The sequence below is a fragment of the Nostoc sp. genome, from assembly GCF_036917135.1.
GTDB lineage: Bacteria > Cyanobacteriota > Cyanobacteriia > Cyanobacteriales > Nostocaceae > Nostoc.
Genome location: NZ_JBALEA010000039.1, coordinates 53,342 through 66,670 on the forward strand (window position 1 = coordinate 53,342; position 13,329 = coordinate 66,670).

At 43.8% G+C, this 13,329-nt stretch carries 4 protein-coding genes; all 4 read left to right on the forward strand.

The features are described from left to right. Positions 1-94: 94 nt before the first annotated feature. On the forward strand, positions 95-9,469 hold the full coding sequence (locus tag V7K50_RS11675; protein ID WP_334960143.1) for an SDR family NAD(P)-dependent oxidoreductase: 9,375 nt from the start codon (positions 95-97) through the stop codon (positions 9,467-9,469). A 302-nt stretch (positions 9,470-9,771) separates the two neighbouring features. Further along, positions 9,772-10,836 carry an ACP S-malonyltransferase gene (fabD, locus tag V7K50_RS11680; RefSeq protein WP_334960145.1) on the forward strand — a complete coding sequence of 355 codons (1,065 nt, stop codon included), beginning with the start codon at positions 9,772-9,774 and terminating at the stop codon, positions 10,834-10,836. A 212-nt stretch (positions 10,837-11,048) separates the two neighbouring features. Beyond that, a complete protein-coding gene (locus V7K50_RS11685) occupies positions 11,049-11,708 on the forward strand; it encodes a sigma-70 family RNA polymerase sigma factor (protein ID WP_334960147.1) in 660 nt (219 codons plus the stop codon). A gap of 108 nt (positions 11,709-11,816) precedes the next feature. Further along, positions 11,817-12,812 carry a DUF1822 family protein gene (locus V7K50_RS11690; protein ID WP_334960149.1) on the forward strand — a complete coding sequence of 332 codons (996 nt, stop codon included), beginning with the start codon at positions 11,817-11,819 and terminating at the stop codon, positions 12,810-12,812. Positions 12,813-13,329: the final 517 nt, after the last annotated feature.

The window sequence follows — 13,329 nt, forward strand, 5'->3', positions numbered from 1 at the left end:
GAGGGCATTAACCCTCACTGGCTGCGCCAAGCAGACCCTAGACACTCGGATAAAAGCTTTATTTTACTCGTCTACCAGAAAAGGACGGCTTAACATGGAAGAAATATTGTCCCAATTACTTTTGGCTACTTTGCAGTCCTTAGGCTTATTTGAAGGGCGTTCCCAACAGCGTACATCTGTTTTAGCGGACCGTGGGCTGGAAGCCATCGCTGCCCTCTATGGGCGATGGCTGGAAGAAAGCCTGAGTGTCTTGTTAAGAAAAGGGTATCTTGAATATGATGGACAGTGTTATACCAATAAGCTGTCCTCTATTGACTTGGCACGCTTATGGCAAGAGTGGGATCAAGCAAAAATTCTCTGGCTGCAAGATAGCAATCAAAAGGCACTAGTGACTCTGGTGGAAGCGTGTTTGCGTGCCTTACCCGAAATTCTGACAGGAAAACAACAGGCAACCGATGTTGTATTCCCCGATTCCTCCATCGCACTGGTAGAAAATATTTATAAAGGTAACGTGGTTGCCGATTTTTATAATCAAACGCTTCAGAATAGTGTGGTAGCTTATATTCAAGCCCGATTGGCACAAGACCCTATGGCACAAATTAGGATACTTGAAATCGGTGCCGGAACAGGTGGAACAAGCGCTGGTTTACTAGCCCAACTTCGCCCATTTCAGAATAATATTGTCGAGTATTGTTACACGGATCTTTCAAAAGCCTTTTTACAACACGCACAGAGGCACTATGCCCCTGAACACCCGTATATTGTGACGCAGATTTTTGATGTGGAAAAACCTCTGGCTGAACAGGGTATGCAGGCTAATCACTACGATTTGGCGATCGCGGCTAATGTCCTGCACGCTACAAAAAATATTCGCAATACTCTGCGAAATGCGAAAGCAAGCTTACGTAAACATGGTTTGATCTTCTTAAATGAAATGAGTACTAAGTCCTTGTTTTCTCATTTGACCTTTGGTTTGTTGGAGGGCTGGTGGCTGTATGAGGATGCGGCTTTGCGAATGACTGGCAGTCCGGCATTAAGTTCGGCAAGTTGGGCCGATGTTTTAGTAGAAGAGGGCTTTGGTTCCGTTACTTTTCCGGCTTTGTTTTCAGCTAAATCTGCACATGATTTTGGCCAGCAGATTATTATTGCTCAAAGCGATGGTATTGTTCGGCAAAAGTCTCGTCGCCAGACCTCACCATTAACACCGTCTGCACCCGCGAAGCAAAGTGTAGAGGTGAAGGAAAAAGAAATCCGGCAGACACAGCCTCTATCTAAATCTCATCTGACAGCAAAGGCTGAAACCCTAGGTGAGAAAGCTACGGTTTACATCAAAAAACTAGTTGCCTCGACGCTGCAACTTTCAAGTGAGCAGATTGACTCTGCCCAAGCCTTGGAAGCCTATGGTCTAGATTCGATTTTGGTAGTCCAATTGACTAGTACTTTACGTAAAGCATTTAAAAATATCAGCAACACATTATTTTTTGAAGTCCAAACGATTGATGGTGTTGTCGATTATTTACTTGAAAGTCAGTCGGAGGAATTTATTGCCTTGCTTGGGCTTGAGCGGACGAGCTTTGAAACATCGATCGCCAAAAGTACAGCAATTGAAGTGTCCAAAAGCGAAAGACAAACAAACGGCAAAAATCGACCCTTACTTCAACCGGATTTTAGAACTGCCCAACGGTTTAATGCTTTGGCTGAATCACAAGAAAATGGAGTGACCTCCGATGGGGATATCGCCATTATCGGACTGAGCGGACGTTATCCGCAGGCTGAGAATATCAATGATTTTTGGCAGAATTTAAAAGCTGGTAAAAATTGCATCAGCGAAATTCCCCAAGAGCGTTGGGACTGGAAGCGCTATTTTGATCTACAAAAAGGTAAAGAAGGAAAGCTCTACACTAAGTGGGGAGGCTTTATTGACGATGTAGACAAATTTGACCCTCTATTTTTTCAATTATCGGCGAGAGAAGCCGAGCGCATGGACCCTCAGGAAAGATTATTTTTGCAGTCCGCCTATAGCTGTATTGAAGATGCGGGTTATACCCCTGCAACGCTCTGCGACAGCCGCAAAGTAGGGGTTTTTGTTGGGGTGATGAATAGTACTTACCCGCGTCAGCCGAGCGACTGGTCGATGGCCAATCGGGTTTCCTACCTATTTAACTTTCAAGGTCCGAGCCTGTCGGTGGATACGGCCTGCTCGTCTTCGCTAACCGCGCTGCATTTGGCGATAGAGAGTCTGCATAGTGGCACAAGCGAATGCGCGATCGCTGGTGGTGTGAATTTGATTCTCGACCCGATTCAATATTTGAGTCTCAGCGCCATGACCATGCTTTCTTCCAGCAACGAGTGTAAGCCTTTTGGCGATCGGGCCGATGGCTTTGTCGATGGGGAAGGCGTGGGGGCGGTGATCTTAAAACCCCTGGCGAAAGCCAAGCAAGACGGGGACGCTATTTACGGCATTATCAAAGGCAGTATGATCAATGCAGGCGGCAAAACCAATGGTTATACCGTGCCTAATCCAATAGCGCAATCGCAGTTGATTCAAGAAGCCCTGGTGCGAGCCAAGGTTGACCCCAGAACAGTTAGTTATGTGGAGGCTCATGGCACGGGGACGGTATTAGGCGATCCGATTGAAATTACCGGCTTGAGTAAAGCCTTTGGCCGCAGTGAGGACAAGCAATTCTGCGCCATCGGTTCGGTTAAATCGAATATCGGCCACACCGAAAGCGCGGCGGGTATTGCTGCTTTAACCAAGGTCTTGCTGCAATTAAAGCATCGCCAATTGGTTCCTTCCTTACATTCGCAGCAGCTAAACCCCAATATTGATTTTGCCAAGACGCCCTTTGTTGTGCAGCAGACACTTGAACCCTGGCAAAGGCCAGTGCTGAGGATCAATGGGGAAACCAGGGCGTATCCGCGAATTGCCGGAATATCATCCTTTGGCGCCGGTGGTGCTAACGCCCATATTATTATCCAAGAATATATTAATGAGGAAGCAAGTCTGGCGGCTCATGGTTCCGAAGAGGGACTGAATAACGCCAGCTTGATTGTTGTTTCTGCCAGAGACGAAGATCGGCTCAGGGAACTTGCCAAAAATCTGTGCATTTACGCAAGAGATTGTAGCCTGACAGATAACGAAACCCAAACAGCACAACTTCAAGCCGTGGCTTATACCCTCCAGGTGGGACGCGAAGCTATGGAAGAGCGCCTGGGACTGATGGTAGCTTCTTTTGCTGAACTAAGCGAAAAACTCGAGGGATTTTTGTCCGGACAAAGCGATGTGGAAAACCTCTATCGGGGACAGGTAAAACCCAATAAAGAAGCCATGTCGGTACTTGCCGATGATGAAGAGTTTGCAGAAACTATTCATGCCTGGATTCACAAACGCAACGACACCAAAATCCTGGCGCTTTGGGTTAAAGGCTTTGTTTTCGACTGGAGCAAGCTCTATGGCGAAAAGAAGCCCCCTCGTATTCACTTACCAACCTATCCTTTTGCACGGGAACGCTATTGGGCAAAAGCAATCGATCTCTCACTTGCCTATCCTTCATCAGTGGCTAATCATCAAAGCGCAGAGATGATCCATCCTCTGGTGCATAAAAATACTTCCAATCTTGCCGAACAACGTTTTAGCTCCACCTTTAGCGGCCAGGAGTTTTTTCTGGCAGATCATCGCGTCAACGGGGAGAAGATGTTACCCGGCGTGGCCTATCTGGAAATGGCACGGGTGGCGGTAGAGCAAGCGTTGCCAAATTCCTCACCAAGCTTAGAGAAGACCCACATTCAACTTAAAAACATTATCTGGGCGAACCCCCTCACCTTCAACACTCAGGCACAAACCGTTCATATCAGGATTTTTCCAGGCACTTTTGAAGACAGTAAGGAAAAAAATACTAGCGCAAACAATAACGGCGACTTCAGTTTCAGAGAGATTGGTTATGAAATCTATTCAAATGCAGCCACAGAAAATGAGGTGATTGTACATAGCCAGGGTGTCGCAACCTTCAGTCAGGTTAGCGAAGTCACTGAGTTGGATTTGTCATCCTTGCAGGCGAGGATAAATCAGAAATGTCTCAGTGCCCAGCAATGTTATGACGCATTTAAAGCAATGGGAATTGAATACGGTAAAGGGCAACAAGGCATAGAGGATGTCTATGTTAGTCGTAGCCAAGTTAGTAGCTGCCAAGTGCTGGCAAAACTTAAGTTACCTTCCGTTGTTGCTGAGACTTGCAGTGAATTTGTTCTTCACCCCAGCGTTATGGATTCAGCCTTACAGGCCTGTATTGGACTGATGGTTGGACAATCCGCGTCTGAGTCTGGGCAGGTTTCAGTTCCCTTTGCCTTAGACAGGCTGGAAATCATTGCAAAATGTACAGCGACGATGTGGGCTTGGATACGCTATTCTGATCGTGCTTCTGCCAACAGACAAACCTCAGGTCATCGCGTCACCAAGATTGATATCGATCTGTGTGATGAAAGCGGTAATATTTGTGTTCAAATCAAAGGATTTTCCCCTCGTACTATTGCCATACAGAAGAGCAAATCCATTGGCACTTGGATGAGCTTCCCCATCTGGAAAGAAAAACCATTGTCTGAATATGCAAGTACTGAATATGTTCAGCGTATTGTTATGTTGTTTGAGATGGAATGGTTTTCGGCTCGATCGCTTGAATCTCAAATCGAAGGCGTGATTTGTATTCATTTGACGACTAAAGCAAAAACACTAGCAAAACGTTTTCAAGAAATTTCGCTTCAGGTCTTTGAGCGAATAAAAGCGGTACTCGAAGAAAAAAACAAAGGAGCAACGCTTATCCAGCTTCTCATACCTTTCTCAGGAGAGACGCAGATATTTAGTGCGATCGCTGCTTTGCTGCGAACGGCTCACTTGGAAAATCCAGCGATTCTGGGGCAACTTATTGCATTGGAGTCGGGTGAAACCCAGGAAGGTCTGATCGATAAAATTCAGCGAAACAGCCATTGCCGTGAAGAAACTTTTATCCGCTATCAGCAAGAAAGACGCCAGACTATTTCGTGGCAAGAACTGTCGGTTTCAGAGCCGGCCATGCAAATCCCCTGGCAGGAAGGCGGTGTCTACCTGATTACAGGCGGTCTGGGCGGACTAGGATTCATTTTTGCCAAACATATTGCACAGCAAACAAGGGAGGTTTCTCTGATTCTGACCGGACGATCTGCGTTGGATGAGCACCTACGCGAGCAACTCAAAGAACTGGAATCTTTGGGGGCTAAGGTAGAATATCGACAAATTGATGTCAGTCAGAAGCAGGAAACAGAGCGCTTAATTGAAAACATCGAAAATGATATCGGATCGCTCAAGGGTATTTTGCATAGTGCCGGTATTATTCGGGATAATTTTATGATCAGGAAAACAGCGAGTGAGTTTCAATCGGTACTCGCCCCTAAAGTCGATGGCGTGATTCATTTGGATCAGGCGACTAAAGACTTGAATCTCGATTTTTTTATTTTATTTTCTTCTCTGGCGGGCAATAACGGCAACGTGGGGCAGGCAGATTATGCCTGCGGCAACGCGTTTATGGATGCTTATGCCCATTACCGTAATGACTTGGTTGCCGCCAAAGAACGCACCGGACAAACCCTTTCTATTAATTGGCCACTGTGGAAAGAAGGCGGTATGCAAATCGATCCCCGGAGTGAAAAGGCCATTCTGCAAAATTCGGGACTGGTGGCGATGGAGACAAAGCATGGAATTCATGCCCTGATTCAAGGTCTTTCTTCAGGACAGACACAGATCATGGTTTTGACAGGAAATCTGCAACGCTTGCAAATTTCGCAGCAGATGCGTCCATCATCGCTGCCATCTCAGATCGATATTGAACAGGTCGGTATTCATGAAAATGAGTTTGATGAAAATGAGTTTGAGGCCAGGTCACTTGATTATTTCAAAAACCTAATCTCGTCCATATTAAAGATACCTGCTCATCGAATTAAAAACGACGAATTGCTGGAGAGATATGGCATTGATTCTGTTGTTATTATCCAATTAACCAATCAGTTGGAAAAGGTTTTTGGTTCTTTATCGAAAACCCTCTTTTTTGAGTATCCAACCATTGATGAAATAAACCACTATTTTGTCGGATCTTATAGAGAAAAGCTTCAAGTGGTCCTCGGTCTAGGTAAGGCAAAGGTACCTGAAAATCATCCCTCGGCTTTTGTTGCTGAAGCCAGTCCAAAGGCAAATCGACGATCGCGCTTTTTGGCTGCTCATGCGCTAGGCTTATCGCCATTGCCCGTTGCCCAAATGCAGGATATCGCCATTATCGGTGTTTCAGGACGTTATCCCCTGTCCCCAGACCTGGAAACATTCTGGGAAAATTTATCTCAGGGTAAAAACTGTATTACTGAAATTCCCCAGAGTCGCTGGGATCATAACTTGTATTTTGATCTTGAGCCTGCCAACGATCGCAAGACATATAGCAAGTGGGGCGGTTTCTTGGCCGACGTGGACAAATTTGACGCCCTGTTTTTTAATATTTCCCCTCGGGAAGCGCAGTTGATGAACCCCAATGAGCGCCTTTTCCTGGAAACAGTCTGGGATCTTATTGAACGTTCGGGGTATACGCCGGAAAGAATACAGGAGCAACACGAGAATAAAGTCGGGGTTTATATCGGGGCGATGTATCAGCAGTATCAGTCCTTAGCTTCTGACCCCGTAAAAGAGTCAATCCTTTCTTTGTCTTCTTATAGCGCGATCGCCAATCGTGTGTCTTACTTTTTTGATTTACATGGCCCCAGCATGGCGATTGACACGATGTGTTCCTCTTCATTAATCGCTATACAGTTGGCTTGTGACAGTCTGCTTAAAGGTGAATGTCAGATGGCGATCGCCGGAGGCGTGAACCTTTCGATTCATCCGAACAAATACATTGGCTTGAGCCTGAGCCAAATGATTAGTCGGCAAAACACCAGCAAAAGCTTTGGCGAGGGTGATGGTTATCTTCCCGCAGAAGGTGTTGGTGCGGTATTGTTAAAGCCTTTGGCCAATGCGATCGCAGATCGGGATTCCATTTTGGCCGTCATTAAATCCATTAGTGCAAATCATGGCGGGCATACTCACGGATTTCATGTGCCGAACCCCAATGCCCAAGCCCAATTATTTAAAGATAACTTCCGTAAATCTGGCATCGATCCACGCACGATTACTTATGTTGAAGCGGCGGCCAATGGATCTCCCCTGGGAGATCCCATTGAGGTGAGTGCGCTCAATAAAGCTTTTCAAGAATTCACCGAGGATCAGGGCTTTTGTGCGATTGGTTCGGTAAAGTCGAATATCGGTCATGCAGAGGCGGCTTCTGGAATATCTCAACTGACAAAAGTCATTTTACAGCTTCAGCACCAACAGCTTGTGCCGTCGATTAATGCAGAATCGCTGAATCCTAATTTAAGCTTCGACGGCTCGCCTTTTTATCTACAACAAAAACTTCAACCGTGGCAGCGGCCAGTATTAAATATTGATGGCCAGGAGGGGGAGTTTCCCCGACGCGCAACGGTTAGCTCCTTTGGTGCCGGAGGCTCCAATGCACATTTGATTATCGAAGAATATATTCCTTCTGCCAGTCAGAATCCGATCTCGTCTGATATTGATCTTGGGGGCGATCGCCAGCTTATGGTTTTCTCTGCGAAAAGTAGCGATCGCCTTCAGGCGGTGCTGCGACAGATGAGCCATTTTGTTCAATCCAATGCACAACTTTCCTTGACGAAAATGGCTTATACTCTCCAGGTGGGGCGTATGGCGATGACGCACCGAATAGCGATTTTGGTGAATAATCAAGAAGAATTGATCCAGGGAATCAAGGAGGCTTTGAATTGCCTGGAACAAAATACCGCGATCGACACCTCCATTCCGGTGTACATAGGCGATGTGGAGGGCGATCGCTCAGAAGTGAAGCATCTGCTTTCTGGTAAACCCGGAGAGGCAATGATGAAAGTGCTTTTGGCGGAAAATAACCTGGAAAAAATCGCACTTTACTGGGTTAAAGGAGGTAAAATTCCCTGGCAGTCACTACATAAAAAAGGGCAGACTTCTATGATTTCTCTGCCTACCTATCCCTTCGTCAAACGACGCTGCTGGGTTGAGGCGAAAGTTGAGGTGAAAGTTCCATCTCAAGTTCAGTCCAAGGTTGAGATAGAGCCGCTTTCGCAAAGCGTTGACGATCAAAGCCCCGCTAGCAGAAACATAGAGGCAGCGTTTACGGATATTATGCTTCTAACCTTAGGACTGACGGTGGGAGAAATAAATCTCAATACCCCTCTGGTTCAATATGGAGTTGATTCCATTATGTTTGTGCAAATTTTCCAGCAAATAAAATCCAATGTCGATGCCCGAGTTAACTTAAGGCAATTGCTAGAATGCCAAACAATGCAGGATATGCTTCTGTATTTGAAATCGCAAAGGGATATACCGCAAACCGAGCCAGAGGAGGCGAATCAGCAAGTGGTAGGTTTCTCTTTGTCAGACGACATTCTTTTCCCAGAGCTGATCCAGCTGAATTCGAGTACCAAGGGAAGACCTGTATTCTGGTTTCATGGGATCGCGGGGGTTACGGTTTACGAACCGGTTGCTGAAAAAAGCCAGCGCCCCTTTTATGGCATTCAGCCCTGGAGCTGGACAAACGAAACCGCGAGTCCTTCTCACGTACAAGCTATGGTGAAACGTTATCTTGATGCTATACGATCCGTGCAGCGATCGGGCCCCTACGATTTTGGCGGCTATTCGCTGGGTGGGATGTTTGCTTATGAAGCAACCCGTCAATTACAGGAACTGGGAGAAAGTGTTGAGACCATTGTGATGGTGGATACAATACAGAATAACCCTGGTGCTAAGGATAAATACTCACGCAAAACAGACTATCTGGTTGCCCTGAACCGAGCCTTGGCCTTATCTGTATGGCAGGATTCAGAAAAAACTGTGCAGGAAATACTTATTGGTTCAGATGAACTGGATGCAAGCCTAAATGACGACGAATATTTAACTCAACTGATCGCCTTGGCTAAAAAACGAGGGTTGGTGAAAACAGAGACGGAAATACGTGCCAGTCTCGAATATGCAACAACCCTCGATGAATTTTATCAAACCGATCCCTTTACTTTTATGCTGCTGCCTGATCCCAACGCGGTCAACTGCTATTATTTCCGCAACAAGAACGGATCAATGTTGGGTGATCAGGCTCCCTATTATTTTGCGACACCACAGGACAGAGAAAAATTTGCCACAACCGATCAGTCAGCCGCTTCGCGGCAGTGGGAAAAGAACTTGCCAAACCTGCAAATTATTGATATTAATTCGTCCAGTCACATGACCATGTTCTCAGAAGAGAAGTCACGCCAGACGATTATTGATTTTTGTGAAACCCTGTATTCTGAAAAAGGACTTTCAAATAAATTTCTCAAGTTGTTTATTCAAAAGTCCCAGGAAATACATAATAGCTGATGATGGGGGGACAATCCAATAACTTAGCAATGGAAGTTTGCTAATTTCCTTAGCCAGATAAGTCCGAATTTCAACTTCAATTTGTGAGAAATGCGGAAGGAGGAGGGAATTGGGAATGAGCTTGGACTCCTACGCAATTCTTAATATTAAGAAAAGTATTTGGGGACTCTATCTTTGATAGAACTCTTTGCGGCTTGTAGTTAGCCCATTAAGGTGTAAGCCTTATAAAGCTAGAAATATTTGACTATATTTTTAGTAACTATGGAATCAAAATTACTTAAAGAACTAACAAAAGGCTAGCTATGATAACCTATATGTTTCCAGGACAAGGCTCTCAGATCAGAGGGATGGGAGAGAATCTATTTAGTAAATTTCCCGATCTGACACAAAAAGCTGATTCAATTTTAGGGTACTCAATTGAAGATATTTGTTTGAACGATCCGCAAAAAGAGTTGAATCAAACTCAATTCACCCAACCTGCCCTCTATGTTGTGAATGCCCTTTCCTATCGAAGCAAAATCCAGGAAACTGGTAAAAAGCCTGACTTTGTGCTGGGACACAGCTTGGGAGAATATAATGCTTTGGAAGCGTCAGGCGGGGTTAGTTTTGAAGATGGACTAAAGCTGGTTCAACAAAGAGGGGCACTAATGAGCCAAGCTCCTAAAGGCGCTATGGCTGCTGTTATCGGTGCAACTGGAGAACAAGTTGAAAAACTTCTGAAAAAATCCGGTTTTGATACTATAGATGTGGCTAACTTCAACTCTCCAGAGCAGGTAGTTATCTCCGGTTTAAAAGAGGATATCGCTAAGGCCAGTGAGAGTTTTCAAGAAGACGGCATACGATACGTCATTTTAAATACAAGTGGTGCTTTTCACTCTCGTTATATGGAGTCTTCAAAAGTCCAGTTTGAAGAGTTTCTTAAAAGTTTTTCCTTTTCCAAACTCCAAATCCCGGTAATTTCCAATGTCACCGCACGGCCTTACATCCAAAGCGAAATCGCCGAAAATCTAGCTAAACAGATAACCCATTCCATCAAATGGACTGAAAGCATACGTTACCTGTTGGCTCAGGGTGATGTCGAGTTTCAAGAGATGGGAGTTGGAACCGTTTTGACTAAGTTAATAACTTATATTAAAGCTAAAGAAAAACCGCTTGAAATTAAAAAAGTGTCTGATAATTGGACTGCCCAGGAAAAGGTAGACCAATGGAATTCTACCCACGCGATTGGTTCAAATGTTTCTGTAGATGGATATGAAAACCAACTGGAAACTAGAACAGAAGCTATGGTTCTGTTTGGTCATCGAGCTGCCATCTACATGAAAGGATACAATGGGTATTTTGCACTTGATGAGGTAACTGCTATATAAACTCTAGGCATCCTTGGACATCCTGCTGCTCCTTTAACAATCGAATTGCTGCTAACCGATGTTCTCCTGCCAACAGCTTAGGCTCAAACCTCATGGGAAGCCTCCCCAAAATTAGATTGTAAATTTTTGTAACCTTTACTAGACGATTTGGATAAAAGCCACAATTACCATCCGATAGTTTTTAGAGGAATACGATTCTCACAAATGAATATATGAACGAGCAACAGCTTCAGGAGCTAGCTCTACAAGTCCAAAAACACCCTCTAGGGACAACTGCTAGACGGATAAGTTTATCAAAACTAATCGATGCTATATACTGCTCAGGCAAACTTTGCCACCCATATAAAGGTCAATTTGCAGGAGTTTACGAACAAATTTATCAAGAGGCAGTACAAGACCTATTTTTGTATATTTGCAAAAATCTTCACAAGTACGACCCGGAACGTGCATCATTTATGACTTGGGTTAATATGTTATTAAGTAAACGTTTTTTTAAAGAGGCTATTCCCAAAATAATTGGCAACGCCAATGAAACTAATGTGGAAAGCTCTGTATTAGAAAACATGGAAGGTTTGGCATTTGACGAGAACGAGGATAATTATATCTCTGCTTTTAAAAAAATCAGACGATATATAGAAGTAGACCCAAAAGGGATTTTTAAACAAGCACATATCAAAAAATATCCCAAAGTAAATTTCCAAGAAATTGCTGTCAAAAGATGGTCAGGTATATCTTGGAAAGATATTTCAGAAGAATTGAATATTCCAGTTGCAACATTAAGTAGCTTTTATCAGCGAAGTTTAGAAAAATTTCGCGACGAATTTAGAAATCTATGTGATGGAGAAGACTTACAGCAGATTGCAAGTAAATGAAGTACCCATCCACAACCCTCCCCTTGGTATCCGGGAGGGTGCGCGACAGCGCGGGTGAGGTATTTCTACCTCATTAACTTGCAATCTGCTGTAACTTAGAGGAAACAAATGATGAGTGACATCGCAACTATTTCTACATTTACTGGTCCGATATCGACCGTCGTTCGCAGACTAGCAGAAAAATGGTCAAGACAGCAAGCCACACCTGAAAAAAGCCAGCAGATTTTGCTTAATAGCTTGTCTGTATCTTTCGTGAATTTCTATCTAGAGTCTATGGGCTTTGAAACTGACCTAGAAGCGAGTGACAGTTGGAATCCAGTACAACAAACCCTGATGGATGTAGCTGATTTATTGATTAAAAATTTGGGCAACTTGGAATGCCGTCCGGTGTTAGAAAATGCACAGTTTGTTTATGTGCCACCAGAAGTCCAATCAAACCGGATTGGCTATGTCGCTGTGCAAATAAGTGAATCTTTACAATCAGCCAAGTTGTTAGGATTTATCAAGGAGGTCTCAATTGATAACTTACCTATCAACCAACTACAACCTCTAGAAAATTTCCTGAATTATCTAGAATCTCTAGAATTACAAGCAACTAAATATAAGACTCAAAATTTGGGTTTATCTAGTCAAAATTTAGGTTTATTTACTAGTCAAGATGTTGTGAACTTAAAAAGATGGTTTGAGAATATTTTTGAATCGGGCTGGGAAACAATAGAATCTATATTTGTTACTGAACCAGCTTGGCAATTTAGAAGTGCTGAATCAGGTTTTAAAAACTCTGTTGAGCGGGCTAAATTGATTGATTTTGGGATAAAAGCCAACGGGTCATCAGTAGGGATAGTTGTTAAAGTCAGTCATGACAACAACAACTTTGACGATATGAAAATTATGGTAGATTTACATCCAACAAATGGTCAAGAGTACTTGCCATCGTCTCTTCATATAATGATTCTAGATGAAGAAGAAATTGCTGTTATGGAAGCTCAAGCCAAAAAGGATAACAAAAAAATTGCATTGGAGTTTAACGCTGCTGTGGGAGATAATTTCAGCGTCAAGATAGCTTTAGGAGATATTAGCGTGATAGAGAATTTTATCATCTAAAATTAACAAAATTTTTGAGTCAATTTATCTCATATTGGATGAGATAACAGAGTTTACCCATGTTCTAAATTGGTTATCAAAGCGATAAGTAGATGCCTAAGTCAGGAAGTCACCCTTCTGACTTAAGTAGAGCGGCGTAAATAATTAAAGGTTTGTAGTGTACCCCTTCGGGGAAGCAAGCTACGCGTAGCGTCTCGTAGAGAGGACTTTAGTCCTCAGATGAGGGCTGTTCCCGAAGCGTTCCCGCAGGTTAGCCCTTACTACAAACTAATTTCAATATCTTTTACATTACTAGGACTTACTTTGGTTTATTCTTGCCTACTTACTTAGGCATCCAACTAGGTAGTACATCATAAATGTAACGGGATATTTGATCGCAAGCCAGAGCGTAAGGGATTTACAAAGAGAAAAATATCCAACTAATATCATGTCCGCATAATCGCTTACGATAAAAGTAATGAGTATAAATATGACTTATGCCGAAACGAATCAATATAGCCGAGCATTCAAATATCTC